Raw genomic sequence first — 14527 nt, 5'->3', positions numbered from 1 at the left:
CTTATTCTTTAGATTCTAATATTTCACCTATTGTAGTAGGTTCATCTTCATTGATGATTTCTACATTTGTATCATTTGCACCTTCTACAGCTTCTTTCATACTTAAACTAATTCGTTTATTTTCTTTATTCAAATCTAGTATTTTTACTTTTACCGTTTGACCAACATGAACTTCCTCAGATGCCTTTGCAATGTGGCGATCAGCTATTTGAGAAATATGCACTAGTCCATCTACACCAGGCTCAAGTTCAACAAAAGCTCCGAAATCTACTAGCTTTACAACTTTCCCATCTACAATATCACCAACATTATATTTTCCTTCAATATTTCCCCATGGCTCAGGAGTTGTTTGCTTAAGTCCTAATGAAATTCTATTTTTTTCTTTATCAAAATCTAATATAACAACTTTAATTTTATCTCCAATTTTTACAACCTCTTTTGGATGATTTACTCTTCCCCATGAAAGGTCTGAAATATGAACTAATCCGTCCATTCCACCAATATCAACAAAGGCTCCAAAATCTGCAAGTCTTTTTACTTCACCCTCAATAGTCTTACCTTTTTCTATACTCTCCCATAATAAACGTCTTTTAATTTCATTTTCTTCTTTCTTAACAACTCTTCGTGAAAATACAACTTTTTTCTTTCTGAAATCTAAATCAATGATCTTTACATGAAGTTCTTTTCCAACATATTCTTGTAAATCATCTACATAACTTGTTGATAATTGTGACGCTGGTATAAAACCTGTAATTTCTTTATATGCAGCAATAACTCCACCTTTAACAACTTGAAGAACTTTTACTTTTAGTGTCTTATTTTCCGCTTTCACTTCTTCTAAGTTTTCCCAATATTTTTCTGCATCTACTCTTTTTTTAGATAAAAGGATATTTCCTTCTCCATCATCAGTTCTTAAAACATATGCTTCAATAGGATCCCCTTCTTTTGCAATATCATGAGGATTTACCAATGGATCATTTGAAATCTCATGTTTAGGAATAATTCCATCAGATTTATATCCAATATTAACCATAATTTCTTTATCTGTTACATGGATAACAGTACCATTCACTGTATTTCCTCTTCTAGGTACTGTCAAACTGTTTTCAATTTCTTCCATCATTTTCATCATTTCATTATTTTCATGTTCCATGTTATTCATTTTTTCAATAGCCTCCTTAATAATCCAGTCTGGCGTAGATGCACCAGCTGTAACTCCAATTTTATTCAAATTTTTTAACTCTTCTATTGGTAATTCATCAGCTGTTTCTATATGATAAGTATTTTTACAATACTTTTTCCCTATCTGTACAAGTTTTTGAGTATTTGAACTATGATAACCACCAATGACAATCATTGCATCTACTTCTTTTGCAACATTACCACAAGCTTTTTGCCTTTCCTTCGTTGCAGTACAAATAGTATTAAATTTCTCAAAAACAGTCGCTTTTTCATTAAGCTTTTCAACTACACTATTCCATAAATCCAATGTAATAGTTGTTTGGGCTACAACGCATATTTTTTCCCAATGCTTAATAGCATCAATATCTTCTAACGTTTGAACAATATATGCATTATTATTACACCATCCATTAATACCTATGACTTCTGGATGCTTAGGATTTCCTATAATAATAATCGTGTACCCTTGATCATAATATTCTTTTGCAGTTTTTTGAACTTTTCTCACAAAGGGACAAGTAGCATCAATGATTTCAATATTCCATTGCTTAGCTAAATCATATATATGAATAGGCACCCCATGAGAACGGATGATTAAGGTGCTTTCTTTAGCATCTTCTAAGTTCTCTACAGCAGAAACACCCATACCTTCTAATTTATTGATGACTTGATTATTATGTATTAAAGGTCCATAGGTATATATTTTTTTACTGTTCGTATTACCAATAGCATTAATTGTTTTATTCATAGCTTGTTTTACACCAAAGCAGAATCCTGCATTGTCAGCAATAATTATTTTCAATATTATTATCCCTCCTAAGCCCATTTTTATTAGATTCTACATATTATTACAAAAGTCCTTCTTAAAATAAATAAAAAGCTTATAAAATATATTTTATTTCAAATACTGTAATATTTCGTTAACAACATCCTGTATATATTTTCCAGTTGTATCCACTTCAATAGCATCTTCTGCTTTTTTTAAAGGAGCAAACTCTCTCTCTGTATCCATTTTATCTCTATTTTTTATTTCTTCCTTTACGATTTCAAGGGTGGTATCAAAACCTTTGTCTCTTAACTCTACAAATCTTCTTTTTGCTCTTTCTTCGATAGATGCTGTTAAGTAAAATTTATAGGTAGCATTAGGTATTACATAAGTTCCTATGTCCCTTCCATCCATAATAACATTTTTGTTTGCTGCTATATTTCTTTGAAGCTCTACCATTTTCATTCTTACTGAAGAAATTTTTGCTACATGGGAAACAAAATTATTCACTTTTGGCGTACGAATCTCTTCAGTAACTAAATTTCCATCAAGAAAAATATCATTTCCTTCTAAATCAATATTGCTTACTAATAAAATGTCTTGTACACTTTTTTCTTTATTTACATCTATACCTTTTCTTAATATTTTAAGTGCAATAGCCCTATACATAGCGCCTGTATCTATATAAGTTAAATTTTTATGTTTCGCAATTATTTTTGCTATAGTACTTTTACCTGCCCCTGCCGGACCGTCTAAAGCAATACTTATATTTTTCATGGTCTATTTCCTTTCTTTTACGTTCATCTCTTTATTTATACACTAATTCCTGCCAAATATCCAGTTGAAAAAGCAATCTGAAGATTATATCCTCCAGTTAAAGCATCTACATCTAATACTTCTCCTGTAAAATATAGCCCTTCCATTTTTTTAGATTCCATAGTAGATGGATTAATTTCCTTTACATCAATTCCTCCTGATGTTATGATTGCTTCCTTTACAGGCCTTGTCCTCGTAATTGTCATAGGTAAATTAAGCAATAAATTGACTAATCCTTTTCTCTCATCTTTCGTTATTTGGTTTACATATTTATCTTCTCGTATACCTGATAATCGAATGATTACAGGAATCAATTTAGAAGGAAGTAAATCACTTAGGGCATTTTTAAACTGTTTCTTGGAGTATTTTTCAAAATCCCTGATCATTCTTTTATCTAGCTTCTCTTCATCTAAAGCAGGCTTAAGGTTTAAAAAAGCTTGAATCTTTTTATTTTTTAAATAATCACTAATATAACTACTCATACTCAAAACAATCGGACCAGATATGCCAAAGTGCGTGAAAATCATTTCTCCAAATTCTGTATGAATCTCTTTATCCTTATAAGCTGTTTTTAATGAAACATTTTTTAAAGATAATCCTTGTAGCTGTTTAATCCAATCTTCCTCTACTTCTAAAGGTACTAATGCTGGCTTTAATGACTTTATATTATGCCCTATTCCTTTGGCAAATTTATATCCATCTCCTGTTGATCCAGTAGTAGGATAAGACATTCCACCTGTAGCAATAATAATTTTGTCACAATTTATATTTTGGTTATCAGATAATTTAACACCAAGGATTTTTTTATCTTTTGTTAATATTTCTTTTACTTCTGTATTTAATCTTATATCAACGCCATGAGATACCATATATTTTTCTAAAGCTTTAATCACATCACTTGATTTGTCAGATTTAGGAAATACCCTATTTCCTCTTTCTACTTTAGTAGGCGTACCATAGTTATTGAGTAAATTGATTAAGTTATCATTTGTGAAAGTATAAAAAGCACTATATAAAAAGTTTTTATTAGTTGCTACATGATTCAATAGTTCTTCAATATCACTATTATTTGTAACATTACATCTTCCTTTACCTGTAATATAAACTTTCTTTCCTAGTTTATCATTTTTTTCTAATAATATAACCTGCTTTCCTCTAGATGCAGCTGTACCTGCTGCAATCATACCAGCAGCACCGCCTCCAATAACAACTACTTTTTCCAATTATTTATCACCCTCTACTTATTATTTTCTAAATGAGAAGTATTATTTAATGTCACAAGTACTGGCCCATAAGATTTATATTCAATTAAATTCATAGAAGTATTATCTTGTCTTATTTTATAAAAATAAGAAAGATCTATATCCATTAGCCCAAGTATAATTGACTTTATGGCAACACCATGAGATACAACAATGATATTTTTATTTTCATTTTCCTTTACAATATTGTTAATGGCCTTTAGTCCTCTTTTTTGTACATCTAAAAGTTTCTCTCCTCCTGGAATCATAGCTTTATGAGGATCACTTCTCCATACTGTATAATGCTCAAAATAGTCCTTTTGAATTTCTTCATTGGTTAAACCTTCCCATTCTCCAAAAGACATTTCTCTTAACCCATCTATTTTTTTAACTTCTAAGTTCATTTTTTCCCCAATCATTTTAGCTGTTTCATATGCTCTATCTAAATCACTACTATAAATGCAATCAATTTCATAATTTTTCATTTTTTCCGCTAAAAGCGCAGCTTGATTACGTCCCTTTTGGGTAAGTTCTACATTTTTTGATCCTTGTGCTCTAGATTCAAGATTCCATTTCGTTTGTCCATGTCTTATGAGATATAATCTTGTCATATTTTCTCCCCCTTAAAAATACCAAATCTATTATACCATTAAATTAAGCTTTTCTAATTATTTTTTCCATTTTTATATAAATATAAAACCTATAATAACAAGATAAAAAACTACGGAATTCCGTAGTTTTTTTTATCTTATTATTATAATGTATTTTTATAATTATAGACATTATGTTTTTCCCAAATCTTTTCTAATCTATCAAAAGTACTTGATATCTCAGATTTTTCTTTCATTCCAACTGCTACTACCAATGCATTAATTAAACTTAAAGGCGCAACTAATGAATCTACAAAAGAAACCATATTACTTCTTGCAACCAATGTATAATCAGAAATAGATGCAATTGGAGAAACTTGACTATCTGTGATCCCTATTACAGTAGCACCTAATTCTTTTGTATAGTTTAATGCATTTAATGTGTTTGTAGAATATCTTGGGAAACTAATACCAATCACTACATCATCTTTTCCAACTCTTAACATCTGTTCGTAAACATCACTAACTCCTGCTGTTACTATTTTTACATTATCTAGTATCAAATTTAAATAGAATCCTAAATATTCTGCTAATGTACTTGAACTTCTTAATCCTAAGATATAAACTCTCTTAGCTTTGAATACACTGTCCACTACATTTTGAAAAACTTCATCATCTATTTCTTCAATGGTAGCTTTAATATTATCCATATCTGCTTTTAATACTTTTTTAAGAACAGCACCTTCATTTGTATAATCATCTGACATTTCTAATCTTTGAACAGTTGTTAATTTTGTCTTAATTAATTCTTGTAATTCTTTTTGTAGTTGTGGATATCCATCATATCCTAATGCATTAGCAAATCTTACAACTGTAGACTCACTAACACCTACTTTATTTCCTAATTTAGAAGCAGTCATAAATGCTGCTTTATCATAATTATTTGTAATAAATTGCGCAATTAATTTCTGACCTTTACTCAGTCTCGAAAAGCTTTTTTGAATAATTTTAATTAAATCTGTATGATCATTTTTCATGGGAATTCCCTTTCTAGACTAAATCTATGCTCTAGCTCCAAGCTTGTAGCCTTCTTCTAAAGCACGGCGATTTAATTCTTCTGTTCCTTTTGGTACTCTATTTAAAACTGCTGCTTCAAGAGATTCTTTTGATACAATATTTAATACAGCATTAATAGCACCAATTGCAATAATATTTGCAACCATTGGCTTTCCAATTACTTCACTAGCAGTTTCAAGTATTGGAATTTGAACTACTTCTCCTGCCTGTGTATTTTCAGGTACCTTTACAGTTGAATCCACTAATAATAGACCTTCTTTTCCAATTAAATCAACATATTTATCACATGCTACTTGTGTTAAAGATAATAGAAGATCTGCTGTTTGAACCTTTGGAAAATCAATTTCCTCAGTACTAATAAGAACTTCTGCTTTACTAGCACCTCCACGAGCTTCTGGACCATAAGATTGTGATTGAATAGCGTTCTTACCGTCCATGATTGCTGCCTCAGCTAGGATTATTCCACCTAAAATAAGACCTTGTCCGCCTGAACCAGTTAATCTTAATTCCATTTGCTTAGACATACTATCTCTCCTTTGTAAATCTATCAATTATTTTTTGATACTCTTCAGTATATTCTGGTGCTGTAGTATTTTTGAATTCTCCTATTAAGAATTTCCCTTCAAGCTGCTCTGGAGAAAGTTTTTCTGCAACTTTAACATCAACTGCTGTCGCTTTTTGCCACTGCATAATGTTTACAGCTGATCCTTTTTTATTCTTTCTTCCATAGTAAGTAGGACATACACTAAGTCCTTCGATTAATGAGAATCCTTTATTTTGAATACCTTTTTCTACAAGCTTTATTAATTGATTTGCATGATAAGCAGTAGCACGACCTACATATGTTGCTCCTGCAGCAGCTGCTAATTCTGGAATATTAAACGGTCTATCTATATTTCCATAAGGAGCTGTAGTACCTAAATCTCCAGTAGGTGTTGTTGGAGAATATTGACCACCTGTCATTCCATAGATATTATTGTTGAAAACGATTGTTGTAATGTTGATATTTCTTCTACAAGCATGAATTAAATGGTTTCCTCCGATTGCTGTTGCATCACCATCACCAGTGATTACAATAACTTCCAATTCTGGGTTAGCCATTTTCACGCCTGTTGCAAAAGCTAAAGCTCTACCATGTGTAGTATGAAGTGTATTAAAATCCATATATCCAGGTGCTCTTGAAGAACATCCAATACCAGATACGATACATACTTTATCCTTATCTAATCCTAAATTTTCTATTGCTTGAGCAATACTTCTCATTAAAATTCCATGTCCACATCCTGGACACCAAATATGTGGTAATTTATCCATTCTAAAATTATTTTGAATTAATGTGCTAGCCACTTTAAATTACCTCCTCAATTTTAGATAATATCTCGTCAGGAGTAATAATATCACCATCAACTTTTCCAATATGGAAAATATCAGATGTTCCTTTTACTACTCTTTCAACTTCTAAAACTAATTGTCCATAGTTAAGTTCTGCAACGATGATTCCTTTTGCTTTTTGTGCAAAGTCTTTTACTTGTTTTTCAGGGAAAGGCCAAATAGTAATTGGTCTAAACATACCTACTTTTAATCCTTTTTCTCTAGCTTTTTTCACTGCACTTTTTGCACTTCTTGCTGTTCCACCATAAGCTAATACAACGATTTCTGCATCTTCCATGTATAATTCTTCATACGTTACAATATCATCAATATTATCTTCAATTTTTGTCATAAGTCTTGTGCAAAGTTTATCTGCTACTGCATTACTGTTTACTGGGAATCCTGATTCATCATGAACAAGACCTGTTACGTGATATCTATGTCCATCACCAAATCCTGCCATAGGCGGTACACATTCTCCCTCTTCAACTTTATAAGCTAGGTAATCGTTATCATTATCTGCAGGTTTCTTACGATCAATAATTTCTATTTCGCTAGCATCAGGAATTCTAATTCCTTCTCTCATATGTCCAACAATCTCATCCATTAAAAGGATTACAGGTGTTCTATATTTTTCTGCAAGATTGAAACATCTAACAGTTAAATCAAAAGCTTCTTTTACTGATCCTGGAGATATAGCAATAATAGGATGGTCTCCGTGTGTCCCCCATTTTGCTTGCATTACATCCCCTTGAGATGGAGAAGTTGGAAGTCCTGTACTTGGACCATGTCTTTGTACATTTACAATTACACATGGAATTTCAGCCATAGCCGCATAACCAATGTTTTCTTGTTTTAATGAAAATCCAGGACCACTTGTTGCAGTCATAGCCTTCACACCAGTAAGTGCAGCCCCAATAGTTGCAGCCATACCACCAATTTCATCTTCCATTTGAATGAATTTTCCACCTACTCTTGGAAGCTTTTGTGCAGAACCTTCTGCTACTTCTGTTGAAGGTGTTATTGGATATCCTCCATAAAAACGCATTCCTGCAGCAATGGCACCTTCTACAACGGCTTCATTCCCTTGCATTAATTTTATATTATTATTTTTCATCTTCAATACCTCCTAGATAAATTGCATAATCAGGACAGCGTAATTCACATAATCCACATTTAATACAATTTTCCATATCTACAATCTCAACTTTTTCATGTTTTAAAGCAAGCACGTTTTTGGGGCAGAATTCTACACAAATTCCACAGCCCTTACACCAGCTTTTTTTTACGATTAGTTTCTTTTCATTCTGGTTTGCCATTCTATTCAACTCCATTCCAAAGTTAATGTTTTCCACATTTTTATGATATCAAAAAAATTGTCGTAATGCAATTTTTATTTCATATTTTTTGAAAAATATACAATAATGCAATTTTTCTTTCAAATTGCACACACGAATTTTTTTATACAGGTTTACGGTTATTATTGTATGCAGTTATCCAAGCAAAAAAAGACGCATATGGCGCCTTCATTAAATCTTCATATTCCATTTATCTACTTGCTCAATTAAATCAAATTTAGTTAGATCAAAGTGAATAGGTGTAACAGTAATACAATTGTTTTTTATACTATCTATGTCACTTCCTTCATTGTTCTTTGCGTCAATCACTTCTCCACCTAACCAGTAATAACTCTGTCCCCTTGGGTCAATTCTCTCTATAAAAGAATTTTTATACTTTCTTGCACCCAATGTTGTTACATTGACCCCTTTGATATTTTCTTTTTGACAATTAGGTATATTTACATTTAACAACGTATCCGGAGGTAATGGATTTTTCAATATTTTTTCTGCTACAATGCAACTAAATTCCGCAGCCACATCATAATTTACATTTTTAAAATCTGCAAGAGATACAGCAACAGCAGGATATCCTAAAATGGCACCTTCTATAGCAGCAGAAACGGTTCCTGAATAAAGTACATCTGTCCCTAAATTAGGTCCTTTATTAATTCCTGAGAAGACAATGTCTATTTTTTCTGAAATCAATGATTCTATAGCAAGCTTTACACAATCTGTAGGTGTTCCACTAATTGCCCATGCATGAAAATCTTTATCAAAAAACTTAATTTTTTCTGCTCTAAGAGGTTCATGCATGGTTATCGCATGTCCTGTAGCACTTCTTTGACGATCTGGTGCTACAATATATACCTCCCCAATTTTATCTAATGCACACGCTAATTTATATATTCCTTCTGCAAAAATACCATCATCGTTTGTGATTAATATTTTCAAAGTGTTTTCCTCCTTCAATCATATGCTAATAATTATTGCATAAATATTTTAATAGTAATTTAATATAAAGCAAATACTAATATTAAAAATTAATCATTTTTAAATTGGGAGTGATACATTTGATTCAAATTGACGACTCCGGAAGCGGCAGCTTAATCGGTGGTACTTGTATTGGCGCTATGCGAGCCGAAACTAAAGAGTACTTTTATGATATTATCCCTTTAGAATTTTATCATAGTAATCAATTCGAAAAAAAATTATATCTAGATAAAGTAGTTGATATAGTAAGTTCCCTACTTGAAACATTACATGTGTCAAAAGACGAAAAAATAGAAATATGTAGAGGATACATGTTTGACAAACTAAGGATATTTTTAAAAGAAAATCAATATAATTTTTCTAGTACCTCCATAGGAGAACCTCTTCAATCTCAAGTTGAAAATACTTTTGAAGAATATACAGTTTCTCTAGGTCTTCCCCATGAATTTTTAACCTATACAAAGTATCCCTTTCATTTCCATCGATTGCTTAGATGGGTCTATGCAGATTATGACCATCGTGTCTCCCTTTGCAAAACAGGTTGGAAAAGTTGGAAAAAATATGGAAACCTTGATTTACAAATAGAAACAACCTATCTTAAACATAGCAGATACAACTGTTTAAAATGCTGGAATAAAATTAATGACAATACCCATGTAAAAGTACTCAAATATCACAGCAACAAACCAAATATCATCTATCTACATCTAGACTGCTAATAAAACTCCAAAATAGAGGAGTTTTATTTTTTAATAATTGTAATCAACATAGGTGGTTCTTTGGCTTGATTAATATAATCCACCTTCATCACATGAAACTTCTTGGGTTCAAGATTTTCAACATAGCTTATAACCTGTTCCTTTTCAATTTTTCCTTCAAAATGACCATAATATATAACAATAGTAATAATTCCATTTTTCTTTAAAAGGGTCAAACATTTCTCAATTGCAGCAATAGTAGTTTTCGCCTTTGTAACAATATGGTGCTCTCCCTTTGGTAAATATCCTAAATTAAACATAGCTCCATTTATTTCATTACAAATATAAGTATCCATATTTTCATGTCCATCTTGTATTAAATCTACATTACTTATATGATTGTTTTCAAGCAATTTTCTTGTATTCAAAATTGCTAAATCTTGTATATCAAAAGAGATTACTCTACCTTCTTCTCCTACAATATTTGCTAAAAACAATGTATCATTTCCATTCCCCATTGTTGCATCAACTGCTCTATCACCTTTTTTTAAAGCTTGTTCTAAAAAAGATTTAGCTACTTCTGTAGGCCTTGTTAAATATTTTATATCCATTTCAACACCTCTATTTTATTTATGAGATTTGCATGCCTTTAAAAAATAATCTGGTAAAATCACCTGTAAGATCTTATTTCCATCCAGTTCGTTCAAAATATCTATATCCTCACAACACTTTTTAACTTCCTCTAAAATAACGTCTTTAAAGCCTACCTTTACAAAAAATATTTCTTCTTTATCAGCATTTACAAATACCCTTTTTACGCCCTTTTTATCCGCTAAGTTTAAAGTAGCTTTTACGATACCATCCCCTAGATATTCTTTTTGTCTATTTTTTGAAACTACCACAAATTTTATAATAGCTACATTTTCTGTTTTTATGAACCCAGCAGCTGCAACAGCCTTCTTTTGGTCATAAGCAATCATACAATTTGAAATATAATCTTCTATTCCCTCTATCTTTAATTGGCTCTCTTTTATTAGCTTTTTTATGATATTTATTTCCTCTTGATTTGCTACCCTAATTTCTAGCATCCTCCCAACTCCTTATAAAAATTACTTGATCTATTATACTTGAATCATATAAATGTAAAACTTCATATCCTCTATACAATACAAATATTTTAACATGATTTTAGGTATTCAATCTCTTTTTTTGTTAGATGTCTCCATTTTCCTTTTTGTAGAGGATCTAATTTTATTTTACCAACAGCAATTCTTTGTAATCGTGTAACAGGATGATTAATTTTTTCAAACATTTTTCGAATCTGTCTATTTTTCCCTTCATGAATGATTACCTCAACAATACTATAATCCTTTTCTCCTTTTAACACCTTAATAGATGCAGGTGCCGTTACATATCCTCCTATATCTATCCCTTTTTGAAATAAATTAAGCTCTTTATTGTTTAGTACCCCTTTCACTTTAGCCATGTAAGTTTTTTTTATTTCATGTTTCGGATGTGTTAGCCGATAGGATAAATCTCCATCATTTGTCATGATCAATAACCCAGAAGTATCATAATCAAGTCTTCCTACAGGATAAATTCTTTCATGAATATCTTTTGTAAGGTCAGCTACAGTAGACCTATTAAATTCATCTGATAATGTAGTTATATATCCTTCTGGTTTGTTGAGCATGATGTATATTTTATTTTCCTCTAACTGAATGGACTTATTGTCTATACAAACAATATCTTTATGAGGATTTATAACTACTCCCATATCCTTTACAACTTCTTTGTTTACTTTAACTCTACCTTCTTTGATTAATTCTTCAGCTTTTCTTCTGGATGTAACCCCACAATGTGCTATATATTTTTGCAATCTCACAAAACTCGCTCCTTTTCTTTTGTTAGAAAAATACCTTAAGTCTATTATATATTTTACACTAACTTTTCTTTAAATATATTGAATAACTTTATTCTTTTGATTTTTTATATGTATACATTTTTTTAATCACTTCATCATAGGGCATCTTGCTTTCCCAATTTTCTAAAATATCCTCATTATTCTCATTTTTTTTAATTTCTTTATCCTTAAATGTTTCCTTCGTTTTATATTTTTTATGGTTTGCATTAAATAGTTCTTTTTTATCAATGCCCTTTAATGTATTCTCTATTCTTTCTAACTTTTCGTTTATTTGCTCTAGTAAACAAATAATTTTTTCATCCACTTCATCTACTCCTTTCCATATTTCCACTATATGAAAAGGATATTCTTGTGCTCTTTATATTATGATTATATAAAATTCGCCTTCTATAAAACTATAATCCCTCTATGGATATCCATTTTAAATTATACACCTGTCCTATGGAAGTAACTTAAAAGTACATATCTAGGCCACATAAACCGTTCAAATCTACTTAGTAACAGAATACTCCTTTCACTCATACTATATTATAAAATATGATAAAGGATATGATGGTAATGTTATCTATTTGCAATCGTAAGAATATATTAATACCTTTATATTACATTCCTGCTGAGATCATAGCTATTATATTATATAAGATATTGGAGAATAATGCCTTATAAAAATAAATAATTTATAAAGCAGTAGTTCTATTATGTTGATAAAATGGATTTAATAACTATGATTAGAGAGATTAACAGAATCATTTTATTTCATACGCTTTTCACTACTCGGAACTATTTGATTTGTTACAAAAATTATAAACCGTTTAACTTTATAGATAACTATCTTTTTTATTTTCCACTAAAAAAGCAGGAGTCAATCTCCTGCTAAAATTATTATTCATACATCTTTTGAATTCTATTTTGAATTTCTTCATTTTCTAAAAACTCATCAAAAGTTGTTTGTTTATCGAAAATTCCATTTGGTGTTATTTCAACAACTCTATCTGCAATAGTTTGGATAAACTTATGGTCATGAGATGTAAATAGCATCGTTCCTTTAAAAGCAATTAAACCATCATTCACTGCTTGAATAGATTCTAGATCTAAATGGTTTGTTGGTTGATCAAGAAGCAATACATTTGCACCAGAAAGCATTAATTTAGAAAACATACATCTTACCTTTTCTCCTCCTGAAAGAACCTTTGACATTTTTAAAGGCTCTTCACCTGAAAATAGCATTTTTCCTAAAAATCCTCTGATAAATGATTCTGATTTTTCTTCAGAATATTGTCTTAACCAATCTATCAAATTAAGCTCAACATCTTCAAAGTATTCTGCATTATCCTTTGGCAAATAAGCTTGGGTAGTAGTAACTCCCCATCTAAATGTACCTTCATCCGGCTCCATCTCTCCCATTAAAATTTTAAATAAAACCGTCTTAGCCATTTCATTTCTTGCCAATATTACGATCTTTTCTCCTTTGTTTACAGTAAATGAAATATTATTTAAAACCTTTACCCCATCAATCGTTTTACTAATTCCATCTACCTGCAAGATGTCTTTTCCTGCTTCTCTCTCTGGCGTAAATCCAACAAATGGATATCGTCTTGATGATGGCTCTATATCTTCTATATTAATCTTATCTAAAAGTTTCTTTCTGGAAGTAGCTTGTTTTGCTTTTGAAGCATTTGAGCTAAATCTCGCAATAAAGGACTGAAGTTCTTTCATTTTTTCTTCTTTTTTCTTATTTTGATCTTTCATTAATTTCAATGCTAACTGACTAGATTCATACCAAAAATCATAGTTTCCTACAAATAATTTAGCTTTACCAAAATCCACATCTAACATATGGGTACATACTTTATTAAGAAAATGTCTATCATGAGATACTACGATAACTGTATTTGTGTAATCTAGTAAAAACTCTTCTAACCAGTTGATCGCTTTAAAATCCAAATGGTTTGTAGGCTCATCTAGTAAAAGAATATCAGGATTTCCAAAAAGAGATTGGGCTAATAAAACTTTTACCTTTTCGTCTCCCTTTAGTTCTTTCATCATTTTACCATGTAAATCTTTTGTGATCCCAAGGCCCATCAATAGCTTTTCTGCATTTACTTCTGCTTCCCAACCATCAAGTTCTGCAAACTCACCTTCAAGCTCTGATGCCTTTATACCATCTTCTTCAGTAAAATCTTCTTTTTGATAAAGAGCATCCTTTTCCTTCATGATTTCATAAAGTCTTTCATGTCCCATAATTACTGTATCTAAAACAAGAAACTCGTCAAATTCAAAATGATTTTGCTTAAGTACTGCTAATCTTTCCCCTGGAGTTATAGAAACATTTCCTTCATTAGGTTCAATATCACCAGATAAAATCTTTAAAAAGGTTGATTTTCCTGCACCATTTGCACCAATTACTCCATAACAATTTCCTGGAGTAAATTTAACATTTACATCATCAAATAATTTTTTATCTCCAAATCTTAATCCTACACCTGTAACTGTAATCAAATTCGTTTGCTGTACAACACTTTGTACAACGTC

At 30.9% G+C, this 14527-nt stretch carries 16 protein-coding genes; 1 reads left to right on the top strand and 15 read right to left on the bottom strand.

Going from position 1 to position 14527, the window contains the following annotated elements; genetic code table 11:
• Window position 1 precedes the first annotated feature (1 nt).
• From K7H06_RS08220 to surE, 10 genes are all read right to left on the bottom strand, one after another.
• On the bottom strand, window positions 2–1984 hold the full coding sequence (locus tag K7H06_RS08220; RefSeq protein ID WP_223039392.1) for a bifunctional 4-hydroxy-3-methylbut-2-enyl diphosphate reductase/30S ribosomal protein S1: 1983 nt from the start codon (window positions 1982–1984) through the stop codon (window positions 2–4).
• A gap of 93 nt (window positions 1985–2077) precedes the next feature.
• The gene (cmk, locus tag K7H06_RS08215; protein WP_223039391.1) at window positions 2078–2725 is read right to left on the bottom strand and encodes a (d)CMP kinase; all 648 of its coding nucleotides are present in this window, start codon (window positions 2723–2725) and stop codon (window positions 2078–2080) included.
• A gap of 35 nt (window positions 2726–2760) precedes the next feature.
• On the bottom strand, window positions 2761–3987 hold the full coding sequence (locus K7H06_RS08210; protein WP_223039390.1) for a BaiN/RdsA family NAD(P)/FAD-dependent oxidoreductase: 1227 nt from the start codon (window positions 3985–3987) through the stop codon (window positions 2761–2763).
• 14 nt (window positions 3988–4001) lie between these two features.
• Window positions 4002–4616 carry a histidine phosphatase family protein gene (locus K7H06_RS08205; protein WP_223039389.1) on the bottom strand — a complete coding sequence of 205 codons (615 nt, stop codon included), beginning with the start codon at window positions 4614–4616 and terminating at the stop codon, window positions 4002–4004.
• A 143-nt stretch (window positions 4617–4759) separates the two neighbouring features.
• Window positions 4760–5632: a MurR/RpiR family transcriptional regulator gene (locus K7H06_RS08200; RefSeq protein ID WP_223039388.1), complete on the bottom strand. Its 873-nt coding sequence runs from the start codon at window positions 5630–5632 to the stop codon at window positions 4760–4762.
• A gap of 24 nt (window positions 5633–5656) precedes the next feature.
• Window positions 5657–6196 (bottom strand): 2-oxoacid:acceptor oxidoreductase family protein, encoded by a 540-nt coding sequence (locus K7H06_RS08195; RefSeq protein ID WP_223039387.1) that lies wholly within the window; start codon window positions 6194–6196, stop codon window positions 5657–5659.
• 1 nt (window position 6197) lies between these two features.
• Entirely contained in the window at window positions 6198–6986 is a 789-nt protein-coding gene (locus tag K7H06_RS08190; RefSeq protein WP_223039975.1) for a 2-oxoacid:ferredoxin oxidoreductase subunit beta, read from the bottom strand.
• Window positions 6987–7020: 34 nt separating this feature from the next.
• Window positions 7021–8160 carry a 2-oxoacid:acceptor oxidoreductase subunit alpha gene (locus K7H06_RS08185; RefSeq protein WP_223039386.1) on the bottom strand — a complete coding sequence of 380 codons (1140 nt, stop codon included), beginning with the start codon at window positions 8158–8160 and terminating at the stop codon, window positions 7021–7023.
• A complete protein-coding gene (locus K7H06_RS08180) occupies window positions 8150–8362 on the bottom strand; it encodes a 4Fe-4S binding protein (protein WP_223039385.1) in 213 nt (70 codons plus the stop codon). The genes K7H06_RS08185 and K7H06_RS08180 overlap by 11 nt, the downstream gene beginning before the upstream one ends.
• 210 nt (window positions 8363–8572) lie before the next feature.
• On the bottom strand, window positions 8573–9334 hold the full coding sequence (surE, locus tag K7H06_RS08175) for a 5'/3'-nucleotidase SurE (protein WP_223039384.1): 762 nt from the start codon (window positions 9332–9334) through the stop codon (window positions 8573–8575).
• Window positions 9335–9444: 110 nt separating this feature from the next.
• Between surE and K7H06_RS08170 the strand changes: the two genes are divergently transcribed.
• Window positions 9445–10092: a hypothetical protein gene (locus K7H06_RS08170; protein WP_281426048.1), complete on the top strand. Its 648-nt coding sequence runs from the start codon at window positions 9445–9447 to the stop codon at window positions 10090–10092.
• Between the two features lie 23 nt (window positions 10093–10115).
• On the opposite strand, the gene mnmM is transcribed toward K7H06_RS08170, so the two are convergent.
• The 5 genes from mnmM to K7H06_RS08145 all read right to left on the bottom strand — a co-directional run bounded on the left by mnmM (window position 10116) and on the right by K7H06_RS08145 (window position 14494).
• Complete coding sequence (gene mnmM / locus K7H06_RS08165; RefSeq protein WP_223039382.1) at window positions 10116–10682, bottom strand: tRNA 5-(aminomethyl)-2-thiouridylate-methyltransferase MnmM; 567 nt, start codon at window positions 10680–10682, stop codon at window positions 10116–10118.
• Between the two features lie 15 nt (window positions 10683–10697).
• Window positions 10698–11159 (bottom strand): GNAT family N-acetyltransferase, encoded by a 462-nt coding sequence (locus tag K7H06_RS08160; RefSeq protein ID WP_223039381.1) that lies wholly within the window; start codon window positions 11157–11159, stop codon window positions 10698–10700.
• 89 nt (window positions 11160–11248) lie between these two features.
• Window positions 11249–11956, bottom strand: coding sequence for a pseudouridine synthase (locus tag K7H06_RS08155; RefSeq protein WP_223039380.1), 708 nt, complete (start codon window positions 11954–11956; stop codon window positions 11249–11251).
• 88 nt (window positions 11957–12044) lie between these two features.
• Window positions 12045–12299 (bottom strand): hypothetical protein, encoded by a 255-nt coding sequence (locus tag K7H06_RS08150; RefSeq protein ID WP_223039379.1) that lies wholly within the window; start codon window positions 12297–12299, stop codon window positions 12045–12047.
• A gap of 578 nt (window positions 12300–12877) precedes the next feature.
• The gene (locus tag K7H06_RS08145; protein ID WP_223039974.1) at window positions 12878–14494 is read right to left on the bottom strand and encodes an ABC-F family ATP-binding cassette domain-containing protein; all 1617 of its coding nucleotides are present in this window, start codon (window positions 14492–14494) and stop codon (window positions 12878–12880) included.
• Between the last annotated feature and the right edge of the window lie 33 nt (window positions 14495–14527).

Source organism: Crassaminicella profunda (genome assembly GCF_019884785.1).
Classification (GTDB): domain Bacteria; phylum Bacillota; class Clostridia; order Peptostreptococcales; family Thermotaleaceae; genus Crassaminicella; species Crassaminicella profunda.
The sequence above is the reverse complement of the archived record's forward strand: the minus strand, read 5'-3'. Positions and strand labels throughout refer to the sequence as shown.

Bases quoted from the DNA above. Each gene is read 5' to 3' on its own strand.
- cmk (WP_223039391.1), bottom strand. From the start codon at position 2,725: ATGAAAAATATAAGTATTGCTTTAGACGGTCCGGCAGGGGCAGGTAAA.
- K7H06_RS08200 (WP_223039388.1), bottom strand. From the start codon at position 5,632: ATGAAAAATGATCATACAGATTTAATTAAAATTATTCAAAAAAGCTTT.
- K7H06_RS08195 (WP_223039387.1), bottom strand. From the start codon at position 6,196: ATGTCTAAGCAAATGGAATTAAGATTAACTGGTTCAGGCGGACAAGGT.
- K7H06_RS08185 (WP_223039386.1), bottom strand. From the start codon at position 8,160: ATGAAAAATAATAATATAAAATTAATGCAAGGGAATGAAGCCGTTGTA.
- K7H06_RS08205 (WP_223039389.1), bottom strand. From the start codon at position 4,616: ATGACAAGATTATATCTCATAAGACATGGACAAACGAAATGGAATCTT.
- K7H06_RS08180 (WP_223039385.1), bottom strand. From the start codon at position 8,362: ATGGCAAACCAGAATGAAAAGAAACTAATCGTAAAAAAAAGCTGGTGT.
- mnmM (WP_223039382.1), bottom strand. From the start codon at position 10,682: ATGGATATAAAATATTTAACAAGGCCTACAGAAGTAGCTAAATCTTTT.
- K7H06_RS08160 (WP_223039381.1), bottom strand. From the start codon at position 11,159: ATGCTAGAAATTAGGGTAGCAAATCAAGAGGAAATAAATATCATAAAA.
- K7H06_RS08190 (WP_223039975.1), bottom strand. From the start codon at position 6,986: ATGGATAAATTACCACATATTTGGTGTCCAGGATGTGGACATGGAATT.